The 17489-nt window shown below is 67.9% G+C and carries 13 protein-coding genes and 1 tRNA gene; 10 read left to right on the top strand and 4 right to left on the bottom strand.

Annotation, left to right across the window (positions count from 1 at the left end):
- Positions 1–59 precede the first annotated feature (59 nt).
- Positions 60–1475 carry a dihydrolipoyl dehydrogenase gene (lpdA, locus tag JIM95_RS05460; RefSeq protein WP_200257903.1) on the bottom strand — a complete coding sequence of 472 codons (1416 nt, stop codon included), beginning with the start codon at positions 1473–1475 and terminating at the stop codon, positions 60–62.
- 1331 nt (positions 1476–2806) lie between these two features.
- On the opposite strand from lpdA, the gene JIM95_RS05455 reads away from it, so the two are divergent.
- The 9 genes from JIM95_RS05455 to JIM95_RS05415 all read left to right on the top strand — a co-directional run bounded on the left by JIM95_RS05455 (position 2807) and on the right by JIM95_RS05415 (position 12876).
- Positions 2807–3913: an alpha/beta hydrolase-fold protein gene (locus tag JIM95_RS05455; RefSeq protein WP_200257904.1), complete on the top strand. Its 1107-nt coding sequence runs from the start codon at positions 2807–2809 to the stop codon at positions 3911–3913.
- A gap of 230 nt (positions 3914–4143) precedes the next feature.
- Positions 4144–6270: a prolyl oligopeptidase family serine peptidase gene (locus tag JIM95_RS05450; RefSeq protein WP_200257906.1), complete on the top strand. Its 2127-nt coding sequence runs from the start codon at positions 4144–4146 to the stop codon at positions 6268–6270.
- Positions 6263–7702 carry a M1 family metallopeptidase gene (locus JIM95_RS05445; protein WP_200257908.1) on the top strand — a complete coding sequence of 480 codons (1440 nt, stop codon included), beginning with the start codon at positions 6263–6265 and terminating at the stop codon, positions 7700–7702. The genes JIM95_RS05450 and JIM95_RS05445 overlap by 8 nt, the downstream gene beginning before the upstream one ends.
- Entirely contained in the window at positions 7702–8937 is a 1236-nt protein-coding gene (locus JIM95_RS05440) for a polysaccharide biosynthesis protein (RefSeq protein WP_200257910.1), read from the top strand. Before JIM95_RS05445 ends, JIM95_RS05440 begins: the two co-directional genes overlap by 1 nt.
- 4 nt (positions 8938–8941) lie before the next feature.
- Complete coding sequence (locus JIM95_RS05435; RefSeq protein ID WP_200257912.1) at positions 8942–9766, top strand: glycosyltransferase; 825 nt, start codon at positions 8942–8944, stop codon at positions 9764–9766.
- A gap of 100 nt (positions 9767–9866) precedes the next feature.
- Positions 9867–10616 (top strand): glycosyltransferase family 2 protein, encoded by a 750-nt coding sequence (locus JIM95_RS05430; protein WP_200257914.1) that lies wholly within the window; start codon positions 9867–9869, stop codon positions 10614–10616.
- Positions 10616–10978 (top strand): DUF2304 family protein, encoded by a 363-nt coding sequence (locus JIM95_RS05425; RefSeq protein WP_200258619.1) that lies wholly within the window; start codon positions 10616–10618, stop codon positions 10976–10978. Before JIM95_RS05430 ends, JIM95_RS05425 begins: the two co-directional genes overlap by 1 nt.
- A gap of 178 nt (positions 10979–11156) precedes the next feature.
- Entirely contained in the window at positions 11157–12056 is a 900-nt protein-coding gene (locus JIM95_RS05420; protein WP_200258621.1) for a DsbA family protein, read from the top strand.
- A gap of 4 nt (positions 12057–12060) precedes the next feature.
- Positions 12061–12876, top strand: a complete 816-nt coding sequence (locus JIM95_RS05415) for a cytochrome c biogenesis CcdA family protein (protein WP_200257916.1) — start codon at positions 12061–12063, stop codon at positions 12874–12876.
- A 25-nt stretch (positions 12877–12901) separates the two neighbouring features.
- Here the strand turns inward: JIM95_RS05415 and JIM95_RS05410 are convergent, their stop codons facing one another.
- The 3 genes from JIM95_RS05410 to JIM95_RS05400 form a co-directional block, all read right to left on the bottom strand.
- Positions 12902–14158 (bottom strand): MFS transporter, encoded by a 1257-nt coding sequence (locus JIM95_RS05410; protein ID WP_200257917.1) that lies wholly within the window; start codon positions 14156–14158, stop codon positions 12902–12904.
- Positions 14159–14282: 124 nt separating this feature from the next.
- Positions 14283–14358, bottom strand: a tRNA-Thr gene (locus tag JIM95_RS05405).
- Between the two features lie 73 nt (positions 14359–14431).
- Positions 14432–15730 carry a DNA polymerase III subunit delta' gene (locus JIM95_RS05400; RefSeq protein WP_200257919.1) on the bottom strand — a complete coding sequence of 433 codons (1299 nt, stop codon included), beginning with the start codon at positions 15728–15730 and terminating at the stop codon, positions 14432–14434.
- Between the two features lie 60 nt (positions 15731–15790).
- On the opposite strand from JIM95_RS05400, the gene JIM95_RS05395 reads away from it, so the two are divergent.
- Positions 15791–17320: an adenylate/guanylate cyclase domain-containing protein gene (locus tag JIM95_RS05395; protein ID WP_200257921.1), complete on the top strand. Its 1530-nt coding sequence runs from the start codon at positions 15791–15793 to the stop codon at positions 17318–17320.
- Positions 17321–17489: the final 169 nt, after the last annotated feature.

Genomic DNA, 17489 nt, shown 5'->3' with positions numbered 1-17489 from the left:
CATGACCGAGGGGCCGCACCACCGTTCCCGGTGCGGCCCCTCGGTCGTGTGTACGTGGATCAGAGGTTGATCATGTGGCCGGAGATTCCCTCGACCGCTTCCTTCATCGCCTCGGAGAGCGTCGGGTGGGTGTGCACGTTGCGCCCCACCTCCTCGGCGGTGAGATCGAAACGCTGCGCCAGGGTGAGCTCGGGCAGCAGCTCGGAGACGTTGGAACCGACCATGTGGGCGCCGATCAATTCACCGAACTCCGCGTCGGCGATGACCTTGACGAAACCGGCCGGCTCGCCGAGGCCCTGGGCCTTGCCGTTGGCGGAGAACGGGAAGGTGGCGGTCTTGATCTCCCATCCGCGTTCCTCGGCCAGCTCGCGGGCCCGTTCCTCGGTGTAACCGAAGGAGGCGACCTGCGGGTTACAGAACGTGGCGCGGGGCATCATCATGTAATCGCCGAGCTCCATGGTCTCGGCGTCGGCGATCGTCTCGGCCGCGACGACGCCCTGTGCCTCGGCGACATGGGCCAGCTGGAGCTTCGCGGTGACGTCGCCGATGGCGTAGATGTGGTCGACGTTGGTGCGCATGCGCTCGTCGATGGCGATCGCACCACGTTCGGTGAGCTCGACACCGGCCTTGTCCAGACCGAAGCCCTCGACGCGGGGGGCGAAGCCGATGGAGACCATGACCCGGTCGACGGTCAGCGTGTCGGTCTTCTTGCCGTCCTTCGACTCGACGTCGACCTCGACACTGTCCCCGTTGTCGCGGACGGCGGTGGTCTTGTGCCCGGTCAGGATCTTCACGCCCAGCTTCTTGTACTCCTTGGCGATGGCCTTGGAGACGTCCGCGTCCTCATTGGGCAGGACCCGGTCCATGAATTCGACGATGGTGACGTCCACGCCGTAGTTGGACAGGACGTAGGCGAACTCCATGCCGATGGCGCCGGCGCCGACGATGACCATGGACTCGGGCAGTTCACTGTCGAGAATCTGCTCCTCGTAGGAGACGATGTTGCCGCCGATCTCGATGCCGGGCAGCGAACGTACGACGGAGCCGGTGGCGATGATGCAGTTGTCGAAGGTGACCTTCTGCCCCGCGTCGTCACCGTCGGTGATCTCGATCGTGTGCTCGTCGACGAAGGAGCCGAGACCGTTGATCTCGGTGATCTTGTTCTTCTTCATCAGGTAGTGAACGCCCTTGACGATGCCTGCGGACACCTTCCGCGAGCGGTCGTGCGCCACACCGAAGTCGAAGGAGACGTCCCCGGAGATACCGAAGAGTTTCGCCTCGTGGTTGAAGGTGTGGGCCACCTCCGCGTTCTTCAGGAGCGCCTTGGAGGGGATGCAGCCCACGTTCAGGCAGACCCCGCCCCAGTACTGCTTCTCGATTACGGCAACCTTCTTGCCGAGCTGGGAAGCGCGGATGGCGGCCACGTAGCCACCGGGGCCCGCGCCGAGTACAACAACGTCATAATGTTCAGTCACACGCTCAAGGATACGTGCCCGTGTCCCGAATGTCGTGCGAATGCCCCCTCAATTCGGCCACTCCGGACGGGACGGTGCGCGGGGAACCCCGCGCGGCGTCCCCGCCGCCCGGTTTCCCACATGCCCCGGCCGACCCCGGACACTGGGGAAGGGGCCATCCCCGACCGGCAGCCGGCGTCGGCGATGACGGACGGGACGAAGAAGACCCCGTCGCACACCGTGTGTGCGACGGGGTCTTCCGCATCGTCCCCTCGATCGGGTGACGATCACGCTGACACCGTGAGATGCCCGGGGATCCGGTCAGAAACGCCCCATCGAGTGGGACATCGCGCTGACGGCAGAGGATCCGACGTGAGCGAAGACGCCGAAGATGTTGTTGAACAGGAGGATGATGGGTTCGAATGCCTGCATGTGTTTTTCTGCCTTTTCAATAGTTCGGAATGTCTGTTTCCGGGGCCGGCCCCGACGGTGACGAGGGTGGGGCACCCGCTGCGATGAACCCCGACGGCTCAGCCGGTAGAAACATCACTGCCCTGTTTATACAGACGATGTGCCCAATACGTTACGCCGCGGGCCCGGGTCTCGACGGGATGGGGTGAAAACGCCCTGCGGAGGCGGGAAACGGGGGTGAAAGTAGCGCGTAAAAAACACCTCCCACGCACCACAGGAGCCATCAGCAACTTCAGCACCGCCCCCGGGCGTCCTCCCACGACACAACCGGCAGGTCGGACCCAGACCGGGCGAACCCGGAGACGCCCCGGCCACGGAGCGGCCCCGGCGGGCCGGGACGGGAAACCGCCCGGACACGGAGTGCTAACGTTTGGATGGCGATCCACGACATACCTTTCAGATCCGGCCAGTCCGCACGGCACCGAGGCACCCTGCGGCTCGCACGAGGACGATGATCATGCACATCGCGGAGCACCTGTTCCACGTGCCGGGATCACCCGCCTCAGACAAAGCACCACTACGCCAAGGACCTTTATGAGGAACCTCCCACGCTTCGCGGCCACGGCCGCGACCTGCACCGCAACCGCGCCACCCGCGGGGGCGGTCTCCGGGCCCGCCACCGCACGGACCGGCACCTCCGGTGCCGCCGTCACGGAGCTCCCCGCGACCGGGGACGCGGCCGCGTGGGGCGGAACCGACACACTGATCCGGCGGGATCAGAGCCCCGAAAACGACCGCAACCGCACTGCCGGGCAGTTTGGCCGGAAAACACCCCCGTACGCCCATCGAATTCTTGCCTGTTTCAGCTGCTGACCGTAGCATTTCTGGTGTTCTGAACCACACATCATATTTCCCTGTCCCAACGACCGATTGGTCCCACCGTGAATTTTTACCGACGTATCACCGCCCCCGTCGCCGCCACCGCACTAGCGGTCTCCCTCATCTCAGCGCCCCTCGCCGGTGCCGCTGAGCACAAACCATCCGACATCAGCGGCCAGCTGCCCCAGGCCGAAATCACGCAGGCCCCCCGCCACATCGAGAATCCCGGCGTGGCCTACGACGGCAACGAGGCTCTCGCCTGGCGCAAGGTCATCGGAGAGTACAGCCAGAAGTACGGCGATCGGGTCGCGGAATGGTGGGCCCACTCCCCCTCGATGGACCGCCATGTTCCGCTCGTCGTCATCAAGGCCGATCAGGCCGCGGGACCGCGCCCGACCATCTACCTGCTCAACGGCGGTGACGGCGGTGAAGGTCGTGCGAACTGGATCATGCAGTCCGACGCGATCGACTTCTACATCTCCAAGAACGTCAACGTGGTTGTCCCGATGCAGGGCAAGTTCTCCTACTACACCGACTGGGTCGAAGACGTCGACAGCCTGGGTGGAAAGCAGATGTGGGAGACCTTCCTGACCAAGGAGCTTCCCGGACCTCTGGAGGCGGCACTGGGTGCCTCGAACAAGCGCGCGGTCGCCGGAATGTCCATGAGCGCGACCACCTCGCTCCTGTACGCCGAGCACAACCCGGGCTTCTACGATGCGGTCGGTTCCTTCTCCGGTTGCGCCCAGACCTCCGGCGGGTTGGGTCTGACGTCGATCGACATGACCCTCCAGCGCGGTGGATTGACCAAGGAGCAGATGTGGGGCCCGCTCGGCGGCGATCTGTGGAACTACAACGACGCGCTGACCAACGCCGGTGATCTCAGGGGCACCGAGGTCTACGTCTCCAACGCCTCCGGTCTCGTCGGAGCCAGTGACCTCTGGGGCGCGGGCCGCACGTCCGCCGATGTCGCTCTCCTGACTGTCGAGGGCGGTGTGATCGAGGCGGCCACCAACATGTGCACCCACGATCTGAAGACCAAGCTCGACGCCGAAGGCGTCCCGGCGACGTTCAACTTCCGCCCGACCGGCACCCACTCCTGGCCGTACTGGCAGCAGGACCTGCGCGGCTCCTGGGATGTCTTCGCGAAGGCGTTCGGCATCGAGGCGTAGGTAGGGAACAACCGGCTGCCTCCGGGAGACCGGAGCAGCTACCCCGGATCCCATGTCACGGACCCTCTGAGATCCCGCCCTCGGCACGTCGGGGACCCGATCAGGGTAAACCCGCCGTCCGGAGCTGCCCCTTCCGCGATCGTCCCGAGAACTCGGACCGGTCACGGAGAAGCGGGCCAGCCGCCCGGACGGCGGGTTTTCCGTCATTCACCCCCGGTACGATGACGGACATGCCACCGACCCCTCCCACCACGACCGCCGAGAGCTTCGGCGACCCCGTCTCCGCACATCCCGAGCTCGAGCCCGCCTCCGCACCTGACGCCCTCGCCTGGGCGGATGCACGCACGGAGGAGACCCTCGGGCGACTCGACGCCCCCGGTCCCGGAAGGGACCGCGCGGCATTGGAGGCACAGATCCGGGAGTACCTGGACACGGATGACCGCATCACGTTCCCCAGCCGGAGACGATCCGAGGTCTACAACTTCTGGCGTGACACCGACCATCCGCGCGGTCTGTGGCGTCGGGCGCACCTCGACGGTTACCGAAACGGAACACCGGAGTGGGAGGTCCTCCTGGATCTCGACGTGCTCGCCGCGGACGAGAACGAGAACTGGGTGTGGCGGGGCGCCCATGTCCGCTCCCCCGACACCGACAGAGCACTGGTCCGCCTGTCCCGGGGCGGGGCCGACGCCGTGGTGGTCCGTGAATTCGACCTGATGACGGGGGGATTCGTCACCGAGCAACCCTTCACGGTCCCGGAAGCGAAGACGACGGTGAGCTGGATCGACCGGGACACCGTATTCATCGGAACCGACACCGGGGAGGGGTCGCTCACCGACTCCGGATACCCGGCCCGCGTGCTCCGCTGGACCCGGGGCACGCCCCTGTCGGAGGCGGAGGTGTACTTCGCGGGGCACGATTCGGACATCACCACCACGGGATGGGCGGACACCACTCCGGGACACGAGCGCCTGTTCGTCCGCCGGACCCTCGACTTCTACCGGCACCGCACCTTCGTCGAGACCCCGTCCGGGCTGCAGATCATCGAGGTCCCCGAGGACTGTGGGGTCCAGGTACACCGCGGCACACTGTTCGTCCTCCCCCGGACCGGTTTCGGCGGCATTCCCGGCGGCGGCCTGGGGGTAGCGGATCTCGACGCCTTCCTCGGCGGCGATCACGAGCTGGAGTGCGTGTTCGCACCGCGGCCGACGAACGCCCTGGAGAACATCTCCTTCACCCGTGGGTACCTGATCCTCACCATCACGGACACCGTCTCCACCACGCTGTCCGCGGTGCCGCTGGACGATCCGACCACGGCCACGGTCCGGCTCACGGTCCCGGAACCGGCCACCGTCAGCGTGATCGACACCGCGCCACTGGACGACGACCAGATCTGGCTGGCAGCGCGATCCTTCACGGAGCCGGTCGAACTTCTGTGGGGTGACCTCGGCCGCGGTCCGGCGGAGCTGAGCCTGCACACGGTACGCCGCGCCCCGGAGGCGTTCGACGCCGCCGGGCTCGGCACCCGGCAGCACCACGCACTCTCCGCGGACGGAACGCGGATCCCCTACTTCATCACCGGCCGGTTCGGGGGTACGGGCGAACGGCCCACCGGCCACCCACGGCCCTGTCTCGTCTACGCCTACGGCGGTTTCGAGGTGTCACTGCTCCCGGGCTATCTCGGGACCACCGGGATGGGCTGGCTCGACCACGATCGACTGTTCGTGCAGGCGAACCTGCGGGGTGGCGGGGAGTTCGGGCCCGACTGGCACAGCACCGTCACGGGGACGGACCGACTGCGGGTCCACGAGGACCACGAGGCGGTCCTGATCGACCTCGTGGAACGCGGCTACACCACACCGGAGCAGCTGGCGGTGTGGGGCGGATCCAACGGCGGCCTGGTGACCGCGGTGGCCCTGACCCGGTACCCGGAACGGTTCGGTGCGGCGGTGGTCCAGGTGCCGTTGACCGACATGCTGCGCTACCACCGCATGTCCGCCGGCGCGAGCTGGACCGCCGAGTACGGGAATCCCGATGATCCGCGGTTCCGGGGGGTGCTCGAGGAGTACTCCCCGCTGCACAATGTCGTTTCCCGTGAACAACGACCGTATCCGCCCGCGCTGGTCACGACATCAACGCGTGACGACCGCGTGCATCCGGCCCACGCGCGACTGTTCGCGGCGGCCCTCGCGGACGCAGGTCAGCCGGTCGACTACCACGAGAACTCGGAGGGCGGGCACGGCGGCGCGGCGGACAGCGCCCAGCGCGCTCGACTGACGTCGGTGATCCTCGCCTGGTTGGACCGTCAGGTCGGCCACGGACCCACCGGCGCGGTATCATCCGCTCACGATGACTAGCCAACGCCTGCGCAATTCCCCGATCCCGGGGACCCGCGACTCCTACACGGGGGTCGACTTCAATCTGGGGTTCCACATCCGGCATTACCGTCTTGAGCTGGACTACCGGGTCGAACCGAACCGTCTCTCGGGCACCGCGACACTGGACATGGAGAACTACCTGCCACTGAAGCAGCTGACCCTCGATCTGGGCCCGTCGCTGAAGGTGGGGAAGATCACGGCGACGGGATCGGGTGGGGTGCACGTCGGGGTGTCCCGGTGGCGGCACGCACGCGGCAAGCTGCTGCTGACCTTCGACGCGGAGATCCCGGTGGACAGCGAATTCACGCTGTCGGTCACGTACTCGGGCTCACCCAGCCCGGTGCGCAGCCCCTGGGGGACCCTCGGATGGGAGGAGCTCGAGAACGGTTCGCTCGTGGCGTCACAACCCTGTGGTGCGCCGAGCTGGTTCCCGTGCGACGACACCCCGGACGAGAAGGCCCGCTACGACTTTCTCGTGTCCGCCGACAATCCGTACGCGGTGATCTGCAACGGGGAACTCGTGGAGCGCCGCCGATCGGGATCGCGGACATCGTGGCACTACCGCACGGAACACGCGATGGCGACGTACCTGGCCACCGTCCAGGTCGGCCAGTACACAGAGTTCGACGCCGCCGGCTTCGATCCACGGTTGTCGGAACCCACACCGACAGCCTCACCCGCACCCGTACCGGTGTCGGTGTTCCTCCCCGCGGGGACGGCCTCCGCGGCCCGGGTGGAGTTCGCGGATCAGGTGGAGATGCTCCGCCTGTACAGTCGCCTGTTCGGCCCCTATCCGTTCGCCCGCTACAAGGTCGTCGTGACGGAGGATTCCCTGGAGATACCGCTGGAGGCACAGGGGCTGAGCATCTTCGGTTCGAACCACGTCGACGGCCGGAAGACACAGGAGCGGTTGATCGCCCATGAGCTGTCACACCAGTGGTTCGGGAATTCACTGGGGCTGGCCCAGTGGAACGACATCTGGCTGAATGAGGGTTTCGCGTGTTACGCGGAGTGGCTGTGGTTCGAGCACTCGGCCGGGGTGCCCGCCGCGGACTCCGCGCGCAGGCACCACCGGGTTCTGTCCCGGCTGCCGAAGGATGTGCTGCTGGCGGACCCGGGTCCGAAGCTCATGTTCGACGACCGGGTGTACAAACGCGGGGCACTGGTGGTCCACGCCCTGCGGTGCCTGATCGACGATGATGACGTGTTCTTCGCCGCGATCCGCCGCTACACGGCCGCGAACCGGCATTCCGTCGTGGAACCGATCGATCTCCGGACCGTGATGACCGCGGCCTGCGCCGAGGTCGGTGTTCCCGTCGGTGAACTGACCGCACTGTGGAACTCCTGGCTGCACGAGCTGCCGCTCCCGCCGTTCCCGGAGCCGCGGTCCGGGGCCCGGAGCGCCGACTGATGCGCGCGCTGAGCCTGGCAACGGTGTTCGCCGCGGCCAGTGGCTTCATCATCCTGACCATCGCATCCTGGGCGCTGGGGGTACAGAGATTCGGCCAATTCATGGCGTTCTGGAGCCTGTTCTTCGCGCTCGCCGGGGTCGTGGACGGGCTGATGCAGGAGACGACCCGCGCGGTCGCCGGTGCCCGCGCCGCGGACCGGGCGGGCTCAACGGTGACCCCGCGGGGTGCCCGGCCGTTCCGGATCGCCGGAACGGTCGGGGTGGTGGTCGCGGGCGTCCTCGTGCTCGCGGGCCCGTTGTGGTCCCCGAGGCTCCTGGAACAGGATCACGGACTCGCCGTGGCACTGCTGGCGGTCGGCCTGGTGAGCTACACCTACCAGGCGGTGCTCTCCGGGGTGCTCTCGGGATGCGGTCTGTGGGCGCAGTATGCGTGGCTCATGGCGGTGGACTCCGGGACCCGTCTGGTGGTCGTACTGGTGGCCTGGCCACTGGGCTGGGGCCTGCCGGTGTTCCTCCTGGTCACCGTGCTCGGGGCGACGACGTGGCTGCTCATCCTCGGCACCTCCGCCGACGCGCGGGAGGCGCTGCACTCACCGGCCGATGTGGGGGCGGGACGGTTCGTGCGGAACTCGATCTCGGCGATGGTCGCCACGGGTGCCACGGCACTCCTCATCGTGGGATTCCCGACCTTCGTCAAGGCCGTCGCGGGCGGTGAGGTGGAAGCCGGACTGGACACCACCGTCGACGGCATCATGCTCGCGGTCATGCTCACCCGCGCCCCCATCCTCGTGCCCCTGCAACGGTTCCAGTCCGCGCTCATCGTCCACTTCGTCGACCACGCCACCGACCTGCTCGGCGCATTGCGCAGGCCCCTGGCCGCGGTGCTGGGCGTGGGGGTGCTCGGTGCGGCGGCGGCCTGGATGATCGGACCGTGGATCATGGGCGTCTTCTTCAGCGAGGGATTTGTCGTCCCCGGCCCGGTGCTCGCCGCACTCACCTTCGGTGCCGCGTGCACCGGAGTCCTGATGATCACCGGAACCGCGGTGCTCGCGGTCAACCGGCACAACCGCTACGTCGTGGGCTGGGTCACCGGGAGCATGGTCGCCTTCGGGATGTTCCTCGCCCCGTTCCCCCTGGCCATGGACGTGTGTCTGGCACTGGTCATCGGTCCCGCGGCCGGCGCCCTGGTCCACGTCACGGGTCTGCGTCGGGGCCCCGTCCCACTGGTACGCTGACCTCATGCCGACGCTCACCGCACTCGTCACCGTCTACCACGGGAACAACCCCGATCACCTGCGTCAGGCCCTCGAATCGGTGGCCGCCCAGACTCACCCCGCGGACGAGATCCTCATCGTCCGGGACGGCCCCGTTCCCGAGGAGATCGCCGGTGTCGTCTCCGGTTTCCTGGATCGCAATCCGACGGCCCGGCAGCTCGAGCTGCCGGTGAACCGCGGACTCGGTCCGGCGTCCCAGTCCGCCCTGGACGAGATCGGCACCGACTACTTCGCACGACTCGACGCCGATGATCTCGCGGACCCGGAACGCTTCGCCGTACAGCTGTCCTACCTCGTGGAACACCCCGAGATCGATGTCCTGGGTACCGCGATGTCCGAATTCACCGACGACGACCCGGACACGGTCACCGGCGTGCGTACGCTGCCGGAGCACCACGACGCGATCGCGCGCTACGCCCGGATCAACACCCCCGTGAACCATCCGAGCGTGATGCTGCGGACCAGTGCCGTGCGCCGTGCGGGCGGCTACCGCGACGTCCACTTCATGGAGGACTACGACCTGTGGGCCCGGATGCTCACCGGCGGCGCCAGGTTCCACAACCTCCCCGAACCGTTGACCCGGTTCCGGACGGGCGACGACATGTTCGCCCGCCGCACCGGACGCGGCATGTTCGCGTCCGAACGCCGACTGCAGCGCAATCTCGTCGAATACGGGCTCGTGGGGCGGGGCCGCGCCACTTTCAATCTCGCTGTCCGCACGCTCTACCGCGCACTGCCACCGCGGCTGCTGAAGGCCGTCTACCGGCTGATCTTCCACCGCGACGGCTGATCCTCCCCGGCATGACGGGGGCACCCCCGTCCCCGTTCCCTCCCCCGGACACCGCCACCATCCGACCCCCCGCCTGCCGTCGGCTAGCATAATCACCATCATGGAATCTCCCGACACAGCTTCACCGGATCCCGATCGCACCGGTGACGTCCCGGCCCCGGACCACGGGGACACCTGGCTCGTCGTGCCCTGCTACAACGAGGGAACCGTCATCGGGGACGTCATCCGCGCCGCGCGCGAGACATTCCCCAACATCGTCGCCGTCAACGACGGCTCCGCCGACGACTCGGCCGCGGCCATCCACGCCGCGGGGGCGCACCTGGTCAACCATCCCGTGAACCTCGGACAGGGGGCGGCGATCCAGACCGGCGTCGAATACGCCCGGGCGCAGCCCGGAGCCCGCTACTTCGTCACGTTCGACGCCGACGGCCAGCACCAGGTCAAGGACGTTCTCGCCATGCTCGAGCGACTGCGTACCGAGCCACTGGACATCGTCGTGGGCACCCGCTTCGGACGCCCACGCGCCGAGGGGGACCAGGTTCCGCTGCTCAAGCGTCTCGTGCTGCGCACCGTGGTGATGCTGTCACCGCGGGCGAAGCGGATGGGGCTCACCGACGCACACAACGGGCTGCGCGCATTCAACCGCCGCGTCGCGGATGAACTGAACATCCGGATGAACGGCATGAGTCACGCCAGCGAGTTCGTCACCCAGATCGACGAACGCGGCTGGCGGGTAGCCGAACAGCCCGTGGACATCCTCTACACCGAATACTCGATGAGCAAGGGCCAGTCACTGATCAACGGTGTGAATATCCTGGCCGACGGACTACTCGCCAGGAGGCTCCCGTGATCACCGGCCAACTGCTCATCCAGGTTCTCCTTCTGGTCTGCACCACCTTGCTGGTCATGTACTTCCTGTCCAACCGCAGGAAGGCCCGCGCGAAGGCCGGGGTGAAGATCGGGTTCATCCTGTTCATCCTCGCGGCGATCTGGGCGGTCCTGCGCCCAGACGACCTGACGGTCGTGGCCAACTGGGTCGGTGTCGACCGCGGCACGGATCTGCTGCTCTACGCGCTGACCGTGGCCTTCATGTTCACCACCATGAGCGCCTGGGTCCGGTTCCGTGAACAGGATCTGCGGTACGCACGTCTCGCCCGCGCCATCGCCCTGCGCAACGCCGTACGACCCGAGGACGACTACCCGTCCGCGTAGCAGATCTGACGGTTGGTTTTCCCGTCCCTTCGTGGACAATGGGGTACTGACCGATTCACCCACCATGCCCCTCAGAAGGAGCGTTCCCGTGTCCGACGAGACCGCGGATAACACCGCGTCAACCGATCCCTCCGTATCCGGGGCGGGAGAGACCCCGACCACCCGGATCCCGCCGACGATGTGGGTGTTCACCGTTCTCCTCGTCATCATCGCCGGACTCGTCGGATACCTGATCGGCGACCGGACCGCGGACCGCCCCGCGGAATCATCCACCACCGCAGCCGGCGGGGCCACAACCTCCGCCACCGGCGCACCGTCCTACGAGGAGGTGGCCGATTCCGTGACCCCCGGCGCCGACGGCAGCCGTGGCGACGGTCCGAAGGAGACCGAGGGCGGCGGCTACGACGCCATGTACTGGGGCCCGCGGGGACCGCTGCAGAGCCAGGCGGACATGCCCAACATCCACCGCCGCAACGTCTACGATCCGTTCGCCGTCGGTGCGATCGACGCACCGGTCGTCATCTCCGAGTTCTCCGATTTCGAGTGCCCGTTCTGCTCCCTGTTCGCGAACGACACGGAACCCACGATCCTGAGCAGGTACGTCGACACCGGGCTGGTCCGCATGGAGTGGAACGATCTGCCCATCAACGGCCCCAACGCCGAAGCCGCGGCACGGGCCGGTCGGGCCGCCGCGGAGCAGGGCAGGTTCGTCGAGTTCAAGCACGCCCTCTACAGCTCATCGAAGAACATCTCGGGCCACCCGAACTACGGGATCGAGGACTTCGTCCGCTTCGCGGAGGAGGCCGGCGTCCCGGACATGGAGAAGTTCCGCGCCGACGCGACGAGCGACAAGTACGACGAGACGATCGCCAACGCCCGCGCCTACGCCAGCAGCATCGGTGTCAGCGGAACCCCCGGATTCGTCATCGGCGAGACCTTCGTCGGTGGCGCCCAGCCCCTCGAGGTGTTCGAGGAGGTCATCAACACCGAACTGAAGCGGGTCGCCGACGGCGAGGCCGAGGTCACCGAACCGGACACCCGATCCGCCGCCGAACTCACCGAAGCCGGGGCACGGTAGGACGTTGCTCTCCATCGGTGTCGTCGGTGCCTTCCTCGGCGGAGTCCTCTCCATCCTGAGTCCCTGCTCCGCGCTGCTCCTCCCCGCATTCTTCGCCTACGCGTTCACCTCGAAACGCCAGCTCATGGCCCGCACCGCCGTGTTCTTCGCGGGTCTCGCCAGCGTGCTCGTCCCGGTCGGTGCGGGAATCGGCGGGTTCAGTTCACTGTTCACCCAGCACCGGGACACGGTGATTTCCGTGGCCGGCTGGGTCATGGTCGCCTTCGGTGTCTGGTCGCTGCTCGGACTGGGGTTCCGCATCCCCGGGTTGTCCACCATGAACAACCGCATCCGGGGCACCGGGTGGCTGCCCGTGTTCGCGCTCGGCGCGGTCTACGGCTTCGCCGGCTTCTGCGCCGGCCCCCTCCTCGGAGCGGTGCTCGCGACCTCCGCGCTCGGCGGTTCCGCGACCTACGGCGCGCTCGTCATGGCCTGCTACGCCCTCGGGATGACCGTCCCGCTGTTCCTCCTCGCCCTGCTGTGGGACCGGTTCGACCTCGGCCACGCGGGCTGGCTCCGGGGGCGGGAGATCCACGTCGGTCCGGTCCACACCAACACACTCAGCATCGCCGCCGGCGTGCTGTTCATCCTCATCGGATTCACGTTCCTCATGAGCAACGGCACATCGGCACTGCCGACCCTGCTCGACACGGAAACCCAGTTCCGGCTGCAGGGCAGGGTCGCCGAGCTGGCTGCGGGCATCGACAACACCGTCGCCCTGCTCATCGTCCTCTGCATCATCGCCGCAGGTGTCGGTGCACGGCTCCTGCGACGCCGGTAGTCGACCGTCGTCGTAGGTGCCCGAATCAGAACCGGCGCCCCGTCACACTCACGACTCCCAGTACGATCGTCGCGACGACCGCCCCGAATCCGAGCATCAGTGGATAGCTGAACCAGTCGCTGAGTCTGGTCAGCAGAGCCGGGAACGCCATCCCGGTGTACGTGAAGCAGTAGAAGATGCCGGTAAGGGCGCCGAGCTCGTGCGGGGCGGCCATCCGCTGCACCTCCGACAGGCCCGTGTAGACGCACAGTCCGTAGGAGAGCCCCAGGAACACGCACGCCACGAGCATCACCGGCACAGACGGATTGAGCACCACCGCGACGGCACCGACGAAGCCCGCGATGGTCGCCACCATCGCGACGACCGGGCCGCGGGGCCCTCCGGATCCGGCGATTGCGGGCGCCGCCTGCTGGATGGCGAAACCGACACCCAGGGTCAGCAGTGTGATCGCGCCGGAGAACGCCAACGGGTGTGCGACGTGGTCCTGCATGCGGGCCGACAGTGTCGCGTAGGCGGTGAACCCGGAACCGAACACCCAGGGGGCGATGGGCAGGACCACCGCGTAGAACCGGGGATTCTTCAACGAGGGGACCCGCAGGCTGTCCAGCACCGACCGACGCTTCGCGTGGATCGCCGGCTGCCGGGTCTCCGGGATCGTCAGGAGCAGGGGAATCAGGACGAGGGACAGCACGACGTGCACGCCGAACGAGAGCTGACCGGGCCAGGGCAGCCACTGCGCGAGAATCCCGGCGACCGCCGGACCGACGGCGAACCCGGCGGTCAACGCCATCGAGGCCCGTTTCGCCCCCGACGAGGGCCGGGCCTTCGGGTCGAACAACGGCGCGGAAAGTTCCTTCACCCACGAGCCGCCACCGGTCATCGCCATACCGACCGCGAGTCCGGAGAGGAAGCGCCCGATGGTCATCCACCCCGCGGTGTGCTCCGCGAGGGCGATGATCACCGACGCGATCACCGCGAGGACCGGGGCGGGGAGCATCACCGGGCGTCGCCCGTAACGGTCGGTCAGCGGGCCGGTGACCAGCAGCCCCACCCCGACACCGATGGCGTAGGCAACGAGCATGAGATCGACGAACACCGGGGAGAACTCCCCCGCCCGCCGGTACAGCACGAGCAACGGCGTGAATTCGTTCCCGCCCCAGGCGACGGTGAACATGCTGAGCGCCACCGGGAGCCAGGCCCGGCGTTCCCCGGCCGCGTGTCTGAGCGCGTGCCCGGGACGGACGTAGCCGGGCACGTGTGATTCAGAGCTCTCCTCAACCATGGACACATGCTAGACCGTGCCCCGGTTCACCCCACGGAGGGGGGAGCATCGGAGCGCCCCCTTCCCCGCCCGTCAACACGACAGAGCCCCCTCCCGGGCGACCCGGGGAGGGGGCTCTGCAACGTGGAGCCGCCTGCGAGAATCGAACTCGCGACCTTTTCATTACGAGTGAAATGCTCTACCGACTGAGCTAAGGCGGCACGGTAGCGGTACCGGTTGTCCACTCTAGCGCATGAATGTCGCTGACACGAAAGCCCAGCACAAGGGCGTTCTTCAGGACACTCCGCAGGCCCTGCGCAGCCGTCCGACGAGCGCATCCATGGCCACGATTGGCCGTACGCTCTGGCCGAGGGACTCGCGGCAGAGCGTCACGGCGTCGAGACACGCCACCAGAGCTTCGGCGGTGTTGCGCTCCGCGAGGGCGTCGACGATCTCCGCCATGTCCGGATGGATGCGCTGCACCTCCTGCGCTCCGGAGGAGGTGAGCAGGGCGTCCCGGTAGAGTCCCGCCAGGTCCACCAGGGAGAGGTCGAGGGCGTCCCGCAGGTACCGGGTCCGACGCCGTTTCTGCCTTTCCTCCAGTTCCCTGATCTCGGTGCGGGTGCCGCGCAGTGCCTTCACCGTCCCCTTGCCTTTCGCCCCGAGGCCCAAGGCGACGGCGAGCTTCTCGGTCTCCCGCTCGTCGAGGGCGTCGAGGGTTTCCCCGGCCTCCGTCTCGATGGTGCGGATCAGGTTGGTCACCTCCCGGAACGCGAGGTCCCCCTCGTAGACGAGTCGGGCGAGCCCCAGCACCTGCGCGCGCCGTTGCTGGGCCGCGGTACTGCGCACCAGGTTCCGGGCCCGCCCGATGTGCCCCGCGGAGGCCGCTGCGGCGAGTTTCGCGTCCCCCTCGGTGACCCCCAGCTCGTGGACCAGGATCCGCGCGACGTCGGGGATCGCCGGTGTCGGGATGTAGACGTGCCGGCACCGCGAACGCAGTGTGATCGCGATGTCCCGCGGGTCCGTGGACGGGGCGCAGAGGATGATCACCGTCCGTTCCGGCGGTTCCTCGACCGTCTTCAGCAGGGCGTTGGCCGCCGCGTCGCTCAACCTGTCGGCGTCCTCGATGACCACCACCCGCCACGGGGCTGTGGTGGGGCGCTTCGACGCGTCCCGGATCACGTCGCGCATCAGCTTGACGCTGATGCTCAGCTCGTGCGGCACGACGTGGATGACGTCGGCGTGTGTCCCGGCGAGGGCGGTCCGGCATGCGGTGCAGCGCCCGCAGCCGGTGATCCCGGGGTCGTTGCACACGAGCGCCGCGGCGAACGCGAGCGCCGCGACCGAGCGTCCCGAACCGGGCGGTCCGGTGAACAACCACGAGTGGGTCATCCCCGCGCCCGCGGCTCCGGTGGGCGCGGTACCACCGCCCCCTCTCCCCGCGGTCATGGCACGCGCCGCGTCCGCCGCCCCCGTCAGGGTACGACGGACGGCCCCGGACCCGGCGATCCGGTCGAAGACATCCGTTCCGTCGTGCTCCGGCCCGGATGCCGGGTCGTCGGTGGGGGTACGGGGGGCGTTCGGTGTACTCACTCCCCCAGCCTATAAGCAACGTCACGCGCATGTCCGACCGTCCGGGTTAAGGTGATGGGCATGAGTCGTGTCGCACAGATCGTCCGGTGGCTGTGGGGGACCTCGTGGCCACTGTATGCCGCGACGGTGCTCGGCTCGAACGTTCTCGGGGCCGTGGGCGTCATGCTGTTCCTCAAGTTCCTCGTTCCACTGCCCGACGCCCCCGGCGGGCCCCAGGAGGCCGGCTATCTACCGGTCCTCGCCATCGGCTACCTGGTCTTCGCCATCATCGTCGGTGTCGTCGCCACAGCCGTCCTGTTTCTTCCCGTGCTCCGCTGGCAACGGCACCCGGAGACCCATGACCCCAACATGGTGCGCAACCTGGTCATGCGGATCCCGGTCTACCAGTCGGCGCTGGCCGGTACCGTGTGGCTCATCGGGATCGGGATCATCACGACCGTCGCCGGTATCGAGGAGACCCCCCGGCACGCTCTCGTCGTCGGGCTGACGAGTCTCCTGGGCGGTTCCGTCGTCGTGCTGATGACCTACCTCGAGGCCGAACGACTGGTCCGCCCTGTAGCGGTCGTCGCGCTCGCCCGCCGCTTCGAGGACTCCACCCTGGAACCACCGGTGCAGCGGAGACTCCAGCTCACCTGGTTGTCGACGACAGGGGTCCCGGTCGTGGGGATCCTGCTGCTCATCGCGGGCCAGAAGACCGGCTATCTCACCGCCGACCCGGCGGACATCCTGCCCGCGGTCCTCGCCCTCGCCGTGGCGGCCCTGGTCACCGGATTCGCCGCCACCGCCCTGGTCATCATGAGCGTGGTGGACCCCATCAGGGAGCTTCAGGACGCGATCAACCGGGTCCGCCGCGGGGAGACATCCACCCAGGTCGACATCTACGACGGTTCGGAGATCGGCGTCCTCCAGGCCGGGTTCAACGAGATGATGCGTGGACTCCGGGAGCGCCAACGCGTGCGTGAGCTCTTCGGCAGATACGTCGGCACGGAGGTCGCCCACCGGGCGATGGAGGAACGCCCCACCCTGGGTGGTGAGGACCGCAAGGTCGCCGTCCTGTTCGTCGATGTCATCGGGTCAACCGGGTTCGCCGTGGACCACACTCCCGAGGAGGTTGTCGCGGCGCTCAACCAGTTCTTCGAGCATGTGGTCGAGGTGGTGCACCGCCACAAGGGGATCATCAACAAGTTCCAGGGTGATGCCGCACTCGCCGTGTTCGGGGCGCCGCTGCAGCTCGCCGACGCCACCGGCCACGCACTCGCCGCCGCCCGCGAGCTACGCCAGGAGCTCAAGGGGATGGAGCTGTCCTGTGGTATCGGAGTCTCGGCGGGCCATGTCGTCGCCGGGCACATCGGCGGACACGATCGCTTCGAGTACACGGTGATCGGGGATGCGGTGAACCAGGCGGCCCGGCTCACCGAACTCGCGAAGGACACCCCCGGTCAGGTGCTGACCTCGGCCGCGACACTGCGCGACGCGAATGAGGCGGAACGCGCGCGGTGGACGCTCCTCAAGTCGGTGGAACTGCGCGGCCGCCACGAGCTGACCCAGCTGGCCCGCCCCATCCGTCCGACGCTCGCGGAGCGGGCGTAACCCCCCGTCCCGCGGCGATCCGGGCCACGGACATGGCCGGTCACCGCGACGGGGTGATACGCTCACCCGCCCGACCGGAACCCCGGGTCCTCCGGGGCCGTCTCCGGTGTCGGTCGGTCGTCTGTGTCGGCCAGGGGCACGGACGAGGCCCGGGGCACTCGGCGATGGC

The organism is Corynebacterium antarcticum, assembly GCF_016595285.2.
GTDB lineage: Bacteria > Actinomycetota > Actinomycetes > Mycobacteriales > Mycobacteriaceae > Corynebacterium > Corynebacterium antarcticum.
The sequence above is the reverse complement of the archived record's forward strand: the minus strand, read 5'-3'. Positions and strand labels throughout refer to the sequence as shown.